This window comes from Pseudomonas sp. (assembly GCF_049653025.1).
In the GTDB taxonomy this organism is placed as follows: domain Bacteria; phylum Pseudomonadota; class Gammaproteobacteria; order Pseudomonadales; family Pseudomonadaceae; genus Aquipseudomonas.
The window spans coordinates 1-16012 of record NZ_JBASFM010000003.1 but is presented as its reverse complement, the minus strand read 5'-3'; the positions used below and the strand labels follow the sequence as shown (position 1 = coordinate 16012).

The window sequence follows — 16012 nt, the reverse complement described above, 5'->3', positions numbered from 1 at the left end:
TATAACTGTGCTGCGAAAGCATGGCAAAGCGCCGCTATCGTCGGATAACGGCGCTGCTTCTGTTTGTAGCAGTTCTCAGGGCGTTTGCACCTCAATCACCCCATCAGCAGTAATGCTGACCTGGCTGGTGCCTGCTTCGATCTGCGGGGTAACCGCCGCATCCATCATCGCTGCGCCTTTCATGGCTTCCATGCGCATTGGCATTGGTGAATGGAAGCCGCCGCTGTTGAGGTTCAGGCTAACCAGCTTGTAGCCGCTGCCGCCCAGGGCTGCGGTGGCCAGCTGCGCGCGGGCCTTGAAGGCACCTACGGCGTCCTTGAGCAGGGCGTCTTCGTGGGTTTTGCGGGTGCCTGAGGCGATGCTGAAGTTCATCCCGCCCATCTTCAGGGTTTGCAGCATTTCCCCGGTGAGCTTGGACAGGGCGCTGAAGTCGGCGCTTTCCAGGCGCAGCTCGGCGCGCTCGCGCCAGGCGGTGATTTTCTGGCCCTTGTCATCGTAGACCGGGTAACTGTTACGGCTGCCGGAGGTGACGCTGATGCCTTTGACCTTGCGCGCCTGGGCGATGCTGGCGTTGAGGGTCTTGCTGATCTGCGCGGCGAGTGCGGCGGGGTCGCTGTCCTGGGCTTCGCTGTAGAGGGTGACGTGCATCAGGTCGTGAGCGATTTCCTGATTGACCTCGGCACGCAGCGCGACCTGGTTGTAGCGCGCTTCTTCGGCCATGGCCGTGGCGCTCAACAGGGTGGTGGCGCTCAGCAGTAGAGCGGTGGCGAGGCGGGACAATGGCAGCATGACGATTCCTTTATGTGTTGGGCGCATGGGTTATGCGCGGCTTTCCAGAGGGTAGACGTAGCGATCTGACTAGACGGGTTAAAGCCGGTTCCCCTTTATTTATCCTGACTGCGCCTAGCTGCGGCGTGTTGCCGCAGTTAGGCGCACAGAGGCTTGGTTATACTCCTGCGGCTCGCTGAATGAGCCTCTTGGAGAATCTATGCTCGCACCCGTGCAGCTACTGTCGGCGAGCCGGCAAAACCTCTGGCGCCTGACCCTGATCCGCATCCTGGTGCTGGCCGCGCAAGCCGGCTCGGTAGGGCTGGCCTATAAATCCGGGGCGCTGCCGCTGCCCTGGCTGGAGCTGAGCGTTACCCTCGGTATCTCGCTGGTGCTGTGCCTGCTGACCGCGCTGCGCCTGCGCGGCCCCTGGCCGGTAACCGAGCAGGAGTACGCGGTACAGCTGGGTTGCGACCTGATCATCCACAGCCTGCTGCTGTATTACTCGGGCGGCTCGACCAATCCCTTCGTTTCCTATTACCTGGTGCCGCTGACCATCGCGGCGGCGACCTTGCCCTGGCTGTACACCATCACCCTGTCTGGTTTGGCGCTGGGCGGTTACACCTTTCTGCTGGTGTGGTCGCACCCGCTGGATTTACCCGCTGCACCGCGTGAAAGTCTGCTGATCTACGGCATGTGGCTGAGCTTCGCCCTGGCCGCCGGACTGATCACCTTCTTCGTGGCGAAGATGGCCGAAGAGCTGCGCCATCAGGAAGAGTTACGCGCCGAGCGCCGTGAGGAAGGCTTGCGTGACCAGCAGTTGCTCGCTGTGGCCACCCAGGCCGCTGGTGCTGCCCACGAACTGGGCACGCCGCTGGCGACCATGAGCGTGTTGATCAAGGAACTGCGCCGCGAGCATCAGGAGCCGACCCTGCAAGAGGACCTGGCGGTGCTGCAGGAGCAGGTCAAACTGTGCAAGGAAACCCTGCAGCATCTGGTGCGCGCCGCCGAGGCGGATCGGCGGCAGGCGGTGATCGAACTGTCCGCAGGGGAATGGTTGGAAGCCGCGCTCAACCGCTGGCACCTGATGCGCCCCGAAGCCAGCTATCGCTACCAATGCCTGGGGCGTGGTGCGCCGCCGCGGATGATGCCGCCGGCCGACCTGACCCAGGCGCTGCTCAACCTACTGAATAACGCCGCCGACGCCTGCCCGGACAATCTGGATATTCGCCTTGACTGGGATCACCAGTGGCTGCGCCTGAGCATCCGCGATTTTGGTGCAGGCGTGCCGTTGGCGATTGCCGAGCAGATAGGTCGACCGTTTTTTACCACCAAAGGCAAGGGCTTCGGCCTCGGGCTGTTCCTCAGCCAGGCCAGCGTCACCCGTGCCGGCGGCACGGTTAAACTGTATAACCATGAAGAGGGCGGCACGCTCACCGAGCTGAAGCTGCCACGCGCCTATGGCCGAGCTTAAGGAAATATCCGTATGAGCGACGAAGTTCTGTTCGAAGGTGAAGAACAGCCCCACCTGCTGCTGGTCGACGATGATCCGACCTTCACTCGCGTGATGGCGCGCGCCATGAGCCGCCGCGGCCTGCGTGTATCCACCGCCGGTTCGGCGGACGAAGGCCTGGCGATTGCCGAGCAGGATCTGCCGGATTACGCCGTGCTGGACCTGAAGATGGAAGGCGACTCCGGCCTGGTGTTGCTGCCCAAGTTGCTGGAGCTGGACGCCGAAATGCGCGTGGTGATCCTCACCGGTTATTCGAGCATCGCCACCGCCGTGGAGGCGATCAAGCGCGGCGCCTGCAACTACCTGTGCAAGCCGGCCGATGCCGATGACGTGCTGGCTGCGCTGCTGACCCAGCATGCCGACCTGGACACATTGGTGCCGGAAAACCCGATGTCGGTGGACCGCCTGCAGTGGGAGCATATTCAGCGCGTGCTGACCGAGCACGAAGGCAATATCTCCGCCACCGCCCGCGCCCTGGGCATGCACCGGCGCACCCTGCAGCGCAAGTTGCAGAAGCGCCCGGTACGCCGCTGAGCGGCCTGACGCGGCAGGCTGTTTAAAGCGCTGCCGCGACCTTGCTTTATCCCAGCTATCCCTGCCGTTAGAGGCTGGCGAATAGCGGGAACACCCCCAGCAGCAGTGCCGCCAGCAGGATCGCCAGGCAGATCAGCACCGCCCATTTCAGGGTGAAGCGCTGCAAGTCGCCGAACTCGATCTTGGCCAGGCCAATCAGCAGGTAGGTTGACGGCACCAGCGGGCTGAGCAGGTGTACCGGCTGGCCGACAATCGACGCACGGGCCATTTCCACCGGGCTGATGCCGTAGTTGGCGGCGGCTTCGTTGAGCACCGGCAGGATGCCGTAGTAGAACGCATCGTTGGACATAAAGAAGGTGAACGGCATGCTCACCAGTGCCGTGATCACTGCCAGGTGCGGGCCGAAGGCGTCAGGAATGACCGCCAGCAGGCTCTTGGACATGGCGTCGACCATGCCCGTGCCGGACAGAATGCCGGTGAAGATTCCCGCCGCGAAGATCAGCCCTACCACCGCCAGAACGTTGCCGGCATGGGTGGCGACTCGCTCTTTCTGCTGCTGCAGGCAGGGGTAGTTGATGATCATGGCGACGCTGAAGGCGATCATAAACAGCACCGGCATCGGCAGCAGGCCGGCAATCAGCGTGGTCATCAGGATCACGGTGAGGGCGGCGTTGATCAGGGTCAGCTTGGGCCGGCGCGCCTCGGGGTACTGCGAGACGCTGATCTGTTCCTGGCCGGCCTGGCCATCCGGCAGGTGCAGCACGCCGAGGCGCTTGCGCTCACGCAGGCCGTAGAAGTAAGCGACGGCGAACAGGACGATGGCGCCGAGCACCATGGTCGGGATCATCGGCACAAACACATCCGAGGGGTCGACATGCAGGGCGCTGGCGGCGCGAGCGGTCGGCCCGCCCCACGGCGTCATGTTCATGATGCCGCCCGCCATGATGATCAGGCCGGCCATGATGGTCGGGCTCATCTTCAAACGGCTGTACAGCGGCAACATGGCTCCGACGCAGATCATGTAGGTGGTGGAACCGTCGCCGTCGAGGGAGACGATCAGCGCCAGGGCCACGGTGCCGACGGCGACCTTCAATGGGTCGCCCTTGACCAGCTTGAGGATCAGGCGCACGGGCGGATCGAACAGGCCCGAGTCGATCATGATGGCGAAATAGAGGATGGCAAACATCAGCATCACCCCGGTCGGCGCGAGCTTGCTGATGCCTTCGAGCATCATCGGGCCGATGTCGCTGGCGAAGCCGCCGATCAGGGCGAAGGCGATGGGGATGATGATCAGCGCGATCAGCGCGGACAGGCGCTTGCTCATGATCAGGTACATAAAGGTGATGACCATGGCAAAGCCAAGGAACGTCAGCATGACGAGTCTCCGGGTGGGCGGGTACGGATGGATGCGTGGCGCTAGGCGTGGCGCGGCAGCCGGCGAACGGAGCGGAGACGGGGCGCGGTGTGGCGCGCAGCGGGGCGTGGGCAGAGCGGCATCATAAACATGGCAATCACCGTTGTTGTTTTTGTCAGGTGCGCAGGCGTGCTGGCAGCCGGGGTGACCGAGTCGAGTCGGCCGTAGCGGCGATTCTACGAAGGCAAGCTTTCAGCCAGCTTTCGCCGACCTGCAGCCGGTCGGCTCTGGCCTGCGGGCTTTTTGACCTGAAAGCAGCCTGAAAGCCAGGCCTGCTATCATCGCCAACCCTCTCGCCCCGCAGCGCTTTCGCATGTTCGCAATCTTCTCGCAAATCCTCGGCATCACTGCGCCGGTGTTCGCCATGCTGTTTCTCGGCATGCTGCTCAAGCGCCTGGGGCAGATCGACGCCGCCTTTATCAGCACCGCCACCGCCCTGGTGTTCAACGTCAGCATGCCGGCCATGCTGTTTCTCGCCATCCTGCATGCCGACCTGCGCACCGCCCTGCAGCCGGCCTTGCTCGGTTACTTCCTGCTGGCGACGGTGTCCGGCTTTCTGCTGGTGTGGGGCTGGGCGCTGTGGCGGGTGCCGCGGGCTGACCGTGGCGTCTATGTGCAGGGGGCGTTTCGCGGCAACAACGGCATCATCGGCCTGGCGCTGGCCACCAGCCTGTACGGTGATTACGGTCTGTCGCTCGGCGGGGTGCTCGGCGGCGTGGTGATCCTCAGCTACAACAGCCTGTCGGCGATTGTCCTGGCGATCTACAGCCCGAACGCCAAGGCCAGCGTGTGGAGCATCAGCAAGAGCATCCTGCGCAACCCGCTGATTCTCGGCGTGCTGGCGGCGATGCCATTCGCCTACTGGCAGGTTCGCCTGCCGGCCTGGCTGACCACCTCGGGCGAGTACCTGGCGCAACTGACCCTGCCGCTGGCGTTGATCTGCATCGGTGCCACCCTGTCGCTGGCGGCGTTGCGTGAGAGCGGCGCGCTGGCCCTGGGTGCCAGCCTGATGAAGATGGTCTGGCTGCCGTTGCTGGGCACTCTCGGCGCGTTCTTCTGCGGCTTTCGCGAGGCGGAGCTGGGCATCCTGTTCCTGTTCTTCGCCAGCCCGACGGCCGCTGCCAGCTTTGTTATGGCCAAGGCGGCAGGCGGCAATCATCAGCTGGCGGCGGCGATCATCGTCATCACCACCCTGGCGGCGGCGATCACCACCAATATCGGCCTGTTCGTGCTGCAGTGGGGTGGCTGGATCTAACGCCCGCGGCGCAGGTGATCCGGCGAGAGTGGTGTGACTTCCGTGGTGTTGTGTCAGGCTTGCCCAGGATTTTCGTCGAGTCATGTCCTCTGCCAAGCACTCGGCAGTTCCGCAGGCCGGTGATTGCCAGTTGTGCTCTTGCCCGATAGCCTTGGCAACTTAGCGCTATTAAAGGACTAATCATGCGCACCCCGCTGTTACTGCTTGGCCTGGCGCTGTTTGCGTCGCTGGCCTTGGCAGAACCCTCCGCGAATTTGGATGGCCCGACCGCCGGCTGGCGTTATTCCGGCCTGCTCGATCGCACGGAAAACGCCCGTGTGGCCTACCCGACGCCGCCGATCGACCGCGGCGCGCAGCGCAACCGCAGCATGATCGAAGGCAAGCTCGCCGGCACCCAGGGCCTGCGCCAGCCCCATGTGCTGGCGGTCAACGGCAACCCGCTGCCGCTGTATACCGACGCCGAAGGGCGTTTCGCCCGGCCCTACAACTTCGGTGCCGGCTCCAACAGCGTCGAGCTGCGTGCCGATGGCCAGCCGCAGCGCCGCGTGCAGTTCTATGAGGCCAATACCCAGAAGACCCCGGCGCGGGTGCGTATCGTCCTCGGTTGGGACGACCCCAAGGCCGAGCTCGACCTGCACGTGGTCACCCCCGACGGCCAGCACGCCTTCTGGGCCGATCCGGTGATGAGCAATGGCGGCGGTCTGGATGTCGACAGCGTCGACGGTCCCGGCCCGGAAATGTTCACCATGACCGCGCCGCTGCATGGCACCTACCTGATTTACGTGAACTACTGGGGCAACCTGAACAGCCAGGGCTACAACTTCCAGGCCGGCAGCAACCTCAACGAGGTGATCACCTCGCAGATCAGCCTGGTGTTCAACGAGAACACCGTCAACGAGAAGCGCGAGACGTTCGTGGTGCCGTTGCGCACCATCGGCGATCTGCTGCTGATCAAGTCCTTCAACTATTGAATGTTCCCTGAGCAGGGATGAACCGGGGTTTGCAGACATGAGCGAAAACACCACACCCGTCGCCAGCGAAGGCGCATCGACCGGTCGGCGACTGCGTCCGCTGCTGCTCGCCCTGGCCGTGGCGCTGCCGGTGGCGGCGGCCGGGATCTTCGGCTGGCTGTGGCAGCAGCAGGGCGATCGTCAGCTGGGCGAGGAGAACCTGATCGGCCTCGATCTGGCGCGCCCCGACGTGCTGATCGAGAGCGCCTCGCTGAGCCGCCTGCCCAAGGATCTGCTGGCCGTGCCGTTGCTGCGCGACACCCTGACCGAGGACCTGGTGTTCTATTACGAGGCCAACGCCGATCTCCTCGGCCTGACCGGCAGCCTGCGGCGGATCATCTACGAGCACGACCTGCAGCTGCGCGACAACCTGCTCGACGAGCTGCTCGACCAGCCGGCCGAGGTCGCCCTGTGGCGCGATGCCGGCGGCCGGCTCAAGCACTTCCTGGTGGTGATCGAGCGCGGCGGCCTGGCCAAGGCCCTGGAGCCGCTGGCCAAGGTGGCGCTGGACGATACCCAGCTAAGCCAGGCCGGCGAGTTTATGGTCGATGGTGCTGCGGTGCCGTTCTACCGCCTGCGCTACAACAGCGACCGTTCCGTATTGTTCGCCTCCCATGGCGACCAGCTGTTGCTGCTGTCCAGCGCCGATATGCTGTTCGCCCCCGAGCCTGAGCCCGAGCCGGCCTCGAGCGAAGCCGCAGTGCCGAGTGCGAATGACGAGACTGAGGTCGCCGCCGCTGATCCGGAAGCGGCGACCGCTGCTGAGGAGGCCGTCGCCGAACCAGTCGAGCCAACCGGCCCGCTGCTGGCCAAGGTGTCGACCGATGCGGTCGAGGCCCTGCTGGCCGGCCAGCATCCCTTCCCCGAGCGCTTCGGCCTGGAGGCACGCGGTCCGCTGGAGCAGCGCATCAGCCTCAGCTCGGACTTCCTCGCCCTCGGCTACCAGCGTTTTATCCCGGCCTTCGCCGGCCTGCGCTTCGAAATGGACGGGCAGGGCTGGCACAGTTTCCTGGCCCTCAACGAGGTGGAGGATCAGGCCAAGTTCGACTTCACCCCGGTGTGGCGCGCCATGCCCATGGGTGCCAGCGCCTGCGTCGCCCTGCCCGTGGCGGCAGCCGTACCCGAACGCCTGCTGAGCAAGGTCGGTGCCGAGGCCAAGGTGGCCGCCGAACTGGGTAATCAGCTTAGCGGCACCGCCGGCCTGTGCTGGTACGCCGAGTCGCGCCTGCACTCGCCGTTGCTGGTCGGCACGCTCAATAGCGAGGCCAGCGCACAGACCGACGCCGAGCTGGGCAAGTTGTTCGGCAGCCTAATCGGTGCCTGGGAGGCCAATGCCGAGGGCGGGCAGTTCCCGGTCGAGGCCAGCGAGCAGGGCGCGGCGCACAAGTGGCAGCGCCAGGTCGGCTCCAACTTCGGTCAGTACCGCGGCGGTGAAGCCGAGAATCCAGATGCCCTGGCCTCCACCGGTTTCTTCCGGGTCAGCCTGGCGCGGCACGGTTCGACCCTGCTGTTCTCGCTGGACGACCGCCTGGTGAGCAAGGCCCTGGATACCCTGGATAAACGCTTCCCGCCGCTGGCCGAAGTGCTGCCCAAGGATGCCCTGGTGCCGGCCTACCTGGCACCGCAGACCCTGGCCACGCTGTTCGAGCGCGAGACCCTGGAGAGCCTGCCGGAAGACATGGAGCCGGTGTTCCGCAACGCCGCGCAGAGCAACCTGCTGCCCAAGCTGCGCGCCCTGTCCACCCACGGCAAATACGCCCTGACCCTGCCGGCCGACAGCGAAGCCAGCAGCGCCTGGCAGTGGCTGCCATTGCAGTGGCGCGCCCTGTGAGAGCACTGCGCTACCTGACGCTCGCCTGCCTGCTGCTGTGCAGCCCGGTGCTGCTGGCGCAGGCCGCGCCGGTGCTGGACGTGCAGCAGTCGCAGGTGTTCCGCGCATGGTTCGTGCGCATCGCTCAGGAGCAGCTGCGCCAGGGCCCCAGTCCGCGCTGGCAGCAGCAGGATTGTGCCGGCCTGGTGCGCTTCGCCGCCAACGAGGCGCTCAAGCTGCACGACGCCAAGTGGCTGCGCGCCAACGGCCTGTCCAACCGCTACCTGCCGCCGGAGCTGGAACTGAGCGCGGAGCAGCGCCAACTCGCCCAGCAGTGGCAGCAGGGCGGCGGACAGGTCGGCCCCTACGTCAACGCGATCAAGCTGATCCAGTACAACAGCCAGTTCCTCGGCCGCGACCTCAACCAGGCGCGCCCCGGCGACCTGATCTTCTTCGACCAGGGTGACGACCAGCACCTGATGATCTGGATGGGCCGCAATATCGCCTATCACACTGGCACCACTACCCAAACAGACAACGGCATGCGCTCGGTGAGCCTGCAACAACTCATGACATGGAAGGACACCCGATGGATACCCGACGCATCCAACCCCAATTTTATCGGCGTCTATCGACTGCACTTTCTCGCCCGATGAGTCTGCCGCGCCTGGCCATTGCGGCCCTTCTCGTAGCCATCCTGCCGCTGGGCGTTAGCCAAGCCGACGACAACGTCGAGTCGAGCGACTACACGCCGGTGGCCGGGCAGTCGTTCTTCCTCCTCGCCGATGCCAGCTTCGCCACCGATGAAGTGGCCCAGGTGCGCCTGGAGGCACCGGGGCGCGACTACCGACGCTACATGATGGAGCCCTACGGCGGGGTCGACATGCGCGTGTACCGCATCGACAAGCCGCTGGACTTCCTCAAGCGGCAGAAGAACCTGCACCGGGTGGTGGCCGAGGGCGAGTTCAAGGGCGAGGGCCTGTCCAACACCCTGAGCTACCTGTGGGACAGCTGGTACCGCACCTCGCGGCGGGTGATGCAGCGCGCCTTCTCCTACGAGTCGCGCAAGCAGGTCACCGCGGAAGCGCCGGAGCTGAAGATGGGCGACGCGATCGCGGCACCGACGCCGTTCGAGGCGCAGCCGCAGTACGCGCCGATGAAGGGTCTGCCGCTGGTTAGCCAGTTCCGCTACCCGCTGTGGGACGCCAAGCCGATCCAGCCGCCCAAGGGCGTCGAGCTGGCCGGTTCGTCCAGCTCCTTCGTCAGCGTCAATCCGGGCAACGTCTATATCCCGCTGGGCAAGCTCACACCGGGGCTGTACCTGGTCGAGGCGCTGGTCGGCAAGTACCGCGCGACCACCGTAGTGTTTGTCTCCAACACCGTCGCGGTGAGCAAGGTCGCCGGCAACGAGCTGCTGGTGTGGACCGCGCACAAGCGTGACGGCGCGGCGGTGGCCGGGGCCAAGGTGCTGTGGAGCGATGGCCTGGGCGTGATGAGCAGCGGCAACACCGACGACCAGGGCCTGCTGCGCCTCAAGCACGCCAGCCCGGAGCGTTCCTACGTGCTCGGCGAGGACGGCGAAGGTGGGGTGTTCGTCTCCGAGAACTTCTATTACGACAGCGAAATCTACGACACCAAGCTATACGCCTTCACCGACCGTCCGCTGTACCGCCCCGGCGATTGGGTGGAAGTGAAGATAGTCGGTCGCGAGTTCAAGAACGCCCGCGACTCGGTGGCCGCCCAGGCCGCGCCGCTCAAGCTCAGCGTGCTGGATGCCACCGGCACCGTGCTGCAGAACCTCGACCTGGCCCTCGACAGCAAGGCCGGCAGCCAGGGCCGCTTCCAGCTGCCGGACAACGCCGTGGCTGGCGGCTACGAGTTGCGCTTCAGCTACCGCGACCAGCTCTATAGCAGCGCCTTCCGTGTCGCCGACTACATCAAGCCGCACTTCGAGATCGCCCTCGACCTGAGCAAGCCGGATTTCCGCACCGGCGAGAAGGTCAGCGGCAACCTGGTGCTGCTCTATCCGGACGGCAAACCGGTGAAGAACGCGCGCTTGCAGCTGAGCCTGCGCGCCCAGCAGCTGTCGATGATCGACAACGAGTTGCAGTACCTCGGCCAGTTCCCGGTTGAACTTTCCAGCAGCGAGCTGAGCACCGACGACCAGGGCCGCGCCGAGCTCGAACTGCCGGCGGCGGACAAGCCGAGTCGCTACCTGCTCACGGTGTTCGCCAGCGACGGTGCCGCCTACCGGGTCAAGGTCAGCAAGGAAATCCTGATCGAGCGCGGTGCCGCGCGCTATCGCCTGGAGGCCCCGCAGCGCTTCAGCGCGGTGGGCGAGGCCGTGTCGTTCAGCTACCACAGCGAGCAGGCCAGCGAACTCAAACCAGCCAGCTACGAATGGGTGCGCCTGGAAGACCAGAGCCAGCACAGCAGCAGCTTGGGTGACGACGAGCAGGGCTTCAGCCTCAGTTTCGAGCGCCCCGGCACCTACAGCATCACCCTCAAGGACCAGCACGGCCTGATCCTCGGTGCCACCGGCCATGCGGTCAGCGGCGACGGGATCAAGGCGGTGGCCGGCACCGTGGAGATCGTTTTCGACCAGGATGAATACCAGGCCGGTGCCGAAGCCCTGGCGCTGATCACCTTCCCCGAACCGGTCGGCGATGCGCTGCTGACTCTGGAGCGCGACCAGGTTGAGGCCACCGCACTGCTGTCCAAGGGCGGCGACTGGCTCAAGCTGGAGAAGCTCAACGACACCCAGTACCGCGCGCGCATCCCGGTCGACGACCACTTCGCGCCCAACCTGACCTTCTCCGTGCTCTACACCAAGGGTGGCGACTACAGCTTCCAGAACGCCGGGATCAAGGTGACCAAGGCGCAGGTGGAAATCGCCATCAGCGCGGACAAGGAACGCTATCAGCCGGGCGATACGGTGACCGTCGATCTCGCCACCCAGTTCCAGGGCAAGCCGGCGGCCACGCGCCTGACGGTCAGCGTGGTGGACGAAATGATCTATGCCCTGCAGCCGGAAATCGCCCCGGGCATCGACCAGTTCTTCTACCACCCGCGGCGCAACAACGTGCGCACCAGCGCCAGCCTGTCGTTTATTAGCTACGACGTGGCCCTGCCGGGCAATCCGACCGCGCCGGGCCGGGCCAACCGCAGTGAGCGTGGAGTCAAGGTGCTGGAGCGGCCGCGCCGCGAGGAAGTCGACACCGCCGCCTGGCAGCCCGACCTGGTCACCGATGCCGACGGCAAGGCGCGTTTCAGCTTCCGCATGCCCGACTCGCTGACCCGCTGGCGCATCACCGTGCGCGCGGTCAACGAGGCCGGCGAAGTGGGGCAGAAGAAACAGTTCATCCGCTCCGAGAAGCCGCTGTACCTGAAATGGAGCGGGCCGACCCTGTTCCGCGCCGGTGATAAGCCGCAGATGGGCCTGTTTGCCTTTAACCAGGGCGAAGAGAGCACCACGGCCGAGCTGGTCACCCACTATGCCGGCCAGGAGCAGCGTGAGTCGGTCGAGCTGGAGAAGGGCGTGAACTACCTGGCGCTGCCGCCGACCGCCCTGGTGGGCGGCGAGTGGCGCGCCGAGCTGGTGCAGGACGGTAAACCGGTGGACGCCCTCGGCGTGACCCTGCGCGTGGCCGGCGAAGGCTGGCAGCGTTTGCATACGCAGAGCCTGATGCTGAATGCTGGAAACAATCCGCTAAGCCTGCCGGCCGATGCCGGCAATATCCGTCTACGTCTGGATAACAGCTCGCAAGCGCTGTTCCGCTCGGCCCTCGATGATCTGATTGAGTATCCCTACGGCTGCGTCGAGCAGACTGCCAGCCGCCTGCTGCCGCTAAGCCTGGCGTATCCGACCCTGGCCAAGGGAGAGGCACGTATCGGCGAGCGCCTGCGCCTGATCATGCAGAACAGCCGCCTGCGCCTGGTGCAGATGGCCGGCCCGGAAGCCGCTTTCACCTGGTGGGGCCAGGACGGCGAGGCGGATGCCTTCCTCACCGCCTACGCCTACTACGCCGACTGGCATGCCAGCCGTGCGCTGCATATCAACCTGCCGCCAGAGCATTGGCAGCGTGTGCTGGAGGTCTACGCCAAGCAGGCGGCGAACACGCCGTTGCTGCAGCGCGCGCTGATCCTCGACTTCGCCCGCGAGATGCAGCTACCGGTGAACAGCCTGCTGGAAGGCTTGCTGGCCGACCTGGGCCAGGCTGGCGAAGGTGAGGACGTCAGCCTGGACGACGCTGGCGAAACCAGCCCGGTGATGGCCGCCCCGAACTCGCAGCTTGGCCTGGCGCTGGCGCGAGTACTGGCTGCCGATCTGGCAGCGGCGACCAAGGTCAGCCTGCCGGCGGCCTTCGCTGCCGACCTGGATGACGCCCGCCAGCGTGTGGTGAGCAGCTCCCATCCATTTGCCGCTGCGTTGCGCCAGTCTCACGGCCAGCCCGATCCATCGCAGGTCAATGCCCTGCTGCAGCGTCTGACCCCGCAGCAGGCGACCCTGGAACGGGCGCTGGCACTGACCTGGCTGCACAACCGTATCGAGCAAACGCCGCCTGCCGCCGTGCCGGAACCGGGTGCCGGCTGGCTGGCCCAGCAGGGCGCGACCGGCGAGAGCTGGTGGCAGTGGCAAGGTCAGGAACTGCCCAAGGAGCTGGCGTTGCCGGCCGAACAGGGCGGTGCCGTGCATGCTGCGCTGAGCTTCGACAGCGCCGCCGCGCCGAGTGGTGAGCTGCCGGTCAAGGTCAGTCGCCGTCTGCTGCGCCTGGTGCCGGGCGAGAAAGCCTTCAGCTTCAGCGTCGAGGAGGTGGGCGACGACCCGCTGTCCAGCGACGAGCTGTACCTCGACGAGGTGACCCTGCAAGGCGGCGACGAGGAGCACGCCTACCGCTACGGCCTGCTGGAAGTGCCGCTGCCGCCGGGCGCCGATGTCGAGCGCACCACCTGGGGTATCCAGATCAGCGGTCTCGACTCGGAAGAGGCGGCACCGCTGGAGAAGGCCCGTCACGAGTCGGGTCAGATGCTCTACGCCGTGCCGGTCGACAGCCTGCAGGGCACCCTGCAGTTGCGCCATTTGGTGCGCTTCTCGCAGAAAGGCCAGTTCCACCTGCCGCCGGCGCGCTACGTGCGCATGTACGACCCGCAGCAGCAGGCCGTCGAGCAGGAGCCGGCGCTGGCCGAGCTGAAGGTCGAATAGGCCGTGCGCGCGCTCTGCTGGCTGGCGCTGTGCGTGCCCCTGCTCGTCGAAGCGGGGCAGGCACCGTTGCAGCTGGCCTGGCGCACCAGCCAGGGCGAGCAGCTGCTGCAGTTGGATCGCCAGCAGGTGCTGGCGCGTAGCAGCCTGCCGGCGCAACTGGACACGCCGCTGGGCAGCCTATGGAAGCTATTTGTCTACGCCTACCTGACCGACACTCAGCGCCCAGATGAGGGCTACGTCTGCGCCGGCCAGGATCGCGAGGAGGTCTATTGCTGCCAGGCCGGCGAGCGCATCGACCGCGACCAGGCCCTGGCCAAGTCCTGCGGCCTGTATTTCGCCCCGACGCGCCTGGGCCTGCAGGCGGGGGAGTGGTCGAGCTACTGGCAGGCGCAGCAGGCCCCGGCCTGGCTCACTGATCTCAACGGCCTGCAGCCGCAGCGGCGGGTGGCGGTCAGCGAACTGCTCGAGGTACTGGCCAGCCTGCCGGCTCAGGCCGAGGCGCGGCGGGTATTGCTCGACGTGGCGCTGAATGCGCCGGATGCCACCGCGCTCGGTGCCCTGGGCGGACGTCTGCGGGTGAAGACCTGGAGCTGGCTGGCCGATGGCGACGCGCAGGCGCGTCAGGGTGGCTTCGCCGGCTGGCTGGTGGATGGCACGCCGCTGTGGGCCGGCGGCTCTGGCACCAGCCAGAGCATTCTGCGCGGCTACGCCGAAGTGCTTGGGCGCACCTTGCCGACGCCCTGGCCGCAGGAGCTGGGTACGTGCGTGGAGGTGGCGCTGTTCGACCGTTATCCGCTGCGCCAGGTGCGCCAGCAGGAGCGGATCGCGGCCAGCGGGGCGTTGCGTGGGCACTACGAGGTGGAGTTCGCCAACGGCAACCGCCTACCTATCGAAAGCGCTGGTGAGCTGTTTCTCTTGCGCGAAGGTGAGCAGTCGCGCCTGGTCGCGCGCTTGAGTCGTGAGGAATATGTGGCGCGGGTGTTGGATCGCGAGGCGGCGGCGCAGCCGGCCGAGGCGGCCAAGGCCCTGGCGGTGACCATTCGCACCTATCTGCTGCAGAACGCCGAGCGCCGTGGCGAATGCCTGGCAATCCGCGACAGCAGCGCCAGTCAGCGCGTCGCGCCGCGCCCGGCTTCGGCCGGTGCGCGCGCCATTACCGCCTGGAGCGCCGATCTGGTGCTGGCCGGCAGCGCCGTGACCTATCACTCCGATCTGCCTGGGCCTGAGCGCCTGGCCTGGAGCCAGGCGGTCGAGCAGGCCGAGTCCGGTCTGCGCTACGACGCCATCCTCGCCCGTGCCTTCCCGCGTGCCAGCCTTAGTCGCTGGGACAAGCCGGTGGCCGCCTGCCAGCCGCTGGACGCCGCTGAGGGCTGGTTGCACACACAGCGCCGGCAATGGCGCACGACCCTGGATGGCGAACCCGGCTACAGCGAGACCGCGCAGTTCGCCGTATGCCGCCTGCTCTCCGGCAACCCCTATGTCGACCGCGAGCGCCGGCGCATCTACGTGCGCGGCCTGCTGTCGTTGCAGGACCGGCTCGACCTGACCCACGAATACTTGCATCTGGCCTTCGAGGCCCACCCCAATGGCCAGGACGAGGGCTATATCGAAAGCCTCGCCCGTCACCTGCTTCTGGAATAGACCCCATGACCCTTCGCGTGCACCCTATTGCCCTGATCCTGATTGGCCTGCTGCCGCTGGCCGCGAGTGCCGTTGCTGTTGCTGACGTGCGCCTGGACACCCCGCGCGCCGGCTGGCGCCAGGGTTCGGCGGATGGCGCGCACTTTATCCAGGAGGTCAACTACCCGGCATCCTCGGTCAATAGCGCGCCGGACCAGGCCGACACCGCGCGCATCCTCGGCCAGATCAACAACATGGCCAAGGTCGAGGGCGCGCCGGCGCGGCTGATCGTCAATGGCATCAGTATGCCGCTCAAGGTGCAGGAGGATGGCGGCTTTGACCGCCCGTTCGTGTTCCCGGCTGGCAGCAGCAACGTCGAGGTGCGCAGCCCCGACGGCCAACAGGTGCGTCGGGTGCAGTTCTACAACCAGGGCAGCGGCGAGACACCGGCCAAGCTGCGCGTGGTGCTGTCCTGGGACAGCGACAACAGCGACCTCGACCTGCACCTGGTGACGCCGGATGGCGGGCATGTCTGGTACGGCGAGCGCTCGCTGGCCAACGGCGCGGCGCTGGACGTCGACGTGACCAGCGGCTTCGGCCCGGAAATGATCGCCTCGCCGACGCCCTTGGCGGGGCAGTATCTGGTCTATGTGAACTACTACGGTGGCGGCTCCAGTGATGGCGATGCGGCGCAAGCGCTGACCACCGCGCAGATCACCCTGATCAGCCAGGAGGGCACAGCGAACGAGAAGCAGGAGTCCTTTATCGTGCCCATGCGCGGTGCCGGCGAGCTGACCCTGGTCAAGCAGTTCAGCTATCCCTGAAATCCGGGTGGGCTAGGCAGAGTCAGGTTCCGTCGGGTGGGTCGGTGAAGCGCGACCCACC

Annotated in this window: 11 protein-coding genes; 9 read left to right on the top strand and 2 right to left on the bottom strand. The window is 66.1% G+C overall.

Features of this window, described 5'->3' with window-relative positions; genetic code table 11:
- Positions 1–75: 75 nt before the first annotated feature.
- Positions 76–789, bottom strand: a complete 714-nt coding sequence (locus tag WBK23_RS00665; RefSeq protein WP_424482088.1) for an SIMPL domain-containing protein — start codon at positions 787–789, stop codon at positions 76–78.
- A gap of 199 nt (positions 790–988) precedes the next feature.
- Between WBK23_RS00665 and WBK23_RS00660 the strand changes: the two genes are divergently transcribed.
- A complete protein-coding gene (locus WBK23_RS00660; protein ID WP_424482087.1) occupies positions 989–2242 on the top strand; it encodes an ATP-binding protein in 1254 nt (417 codons plus the stop codon).
- 12 nt (positions 2243–2254) lie between these two features.
- On the top strand, positions 2255–2815 hold the full coding sequence (locus tag WBK23_RS00655) for a response regulator transcription factor (RefSeq protein ID WP_424482086.1): 561 nt from the start codon (positions 2255–2257) through the stop codon (positions 2813–2815).
- Positions 2816–2882: 67 nt separating this feature from the next.
- On the opposite strand, the gene WBK23_RS00650 is transcribed toward WBK23_RS00655, so the two are convergent.
- Positions 2883–4190, bottom strand: coding sequence for a CitMHS family transporter (locus tag WBK23_RS00650; protein ID WP_424482085.1), 1308 nt, complete (start codon positions 4188–4190; stop codon positions 2883–2885).
- A 352-nt stretch (positions 4191–4542) separates the two neighbouring features.
- Between WBK23_RS00650 and WBK23_RS00645 the strand changes: the two genes are divergently transcribed.
- From WBK23_RS00645 to WBK23_RS00615, 7 genes are all read left to right on the top strand, one after another.
- Entirely contained in the window at positions 4543–5484 is a 942-nt protein-coding gene (locus tag WBK23_RS00645) for an AEC family transporter (RefSeq protein WP_424482084.1), read from the top strand.
- A gap of 182 nt (positions 5485–5666) precedes the next feature.
- Entirely contained in the window at positions 5667–6455 is a 789-nt protein-coding gene (locus WBK23_RS00640) for a YfaP family protein (protein WP_424482083.1), read from the top strand.
- 37 nt (positions 6456–6492) lie between these two features.
- Positions 6493–8325, top strand: coding sequence for a DUF2138 domain-containing protein (locus tag WBK23_RS00635; RefSeq protein ID WP_424482082.1), 1833 nt, complete (start codon positions 6493–6495; stop codon positions 8323–8325).
- Positions 8322–8960 (top strand): DUF1175 domain-containing protein, encoded by a 639-nt coding sequence (locus WBK23_RS00630; protein ID WP_424482081.1) that lies wholly within the window; start codon positions 8322–8324, stop codon positions 8958–8960. Before WBK23_RS00635 ends, WBK23_RS00630 begins: the two co-directional genes overlap by 4 nt.
- The gene (locus WBK23_RS00625; protein ID WP_424482080.1) at positions 8957–13507 is read left to right on the top strand and encodes an alpha-2-macroglobulin family protein; all 4551 of its coding nucleotides are present in this window, start codon (positions 8957–8959) and stop codon (positions 13505–13507) included. The genes WBK23_RS00630 and WBK23_RS00625 overlap by 4 nt, the downstream gene beginning before the upstream one ends.
- A gap of 3 nt (positions 13508–13510) precedes the next feature.
- The gene (locus tag WBK23_RS00620; protein WP_424482079.1) at positions 13511–15148 is read left to right on the top strand and encodes a DUF2300 domain-containing protein; all 1638 of its coding nucleotides are present in this window, start codon (positions 13511–13513) and stop codon (positions 15146–15148) included.
- A gap of 5 nt (positions 15149–15153) precedes the next feature.
- Entirely contained in the window at positions 15154–15951 is a 798-nt protein-coding gene (locus WBK23_RS00615; RefSeq protein ID WP_424482078.1) for a YfaP family protein, read from the top strand.
- Positions 15952–16012: the final 61 nt, after the last annotated feature.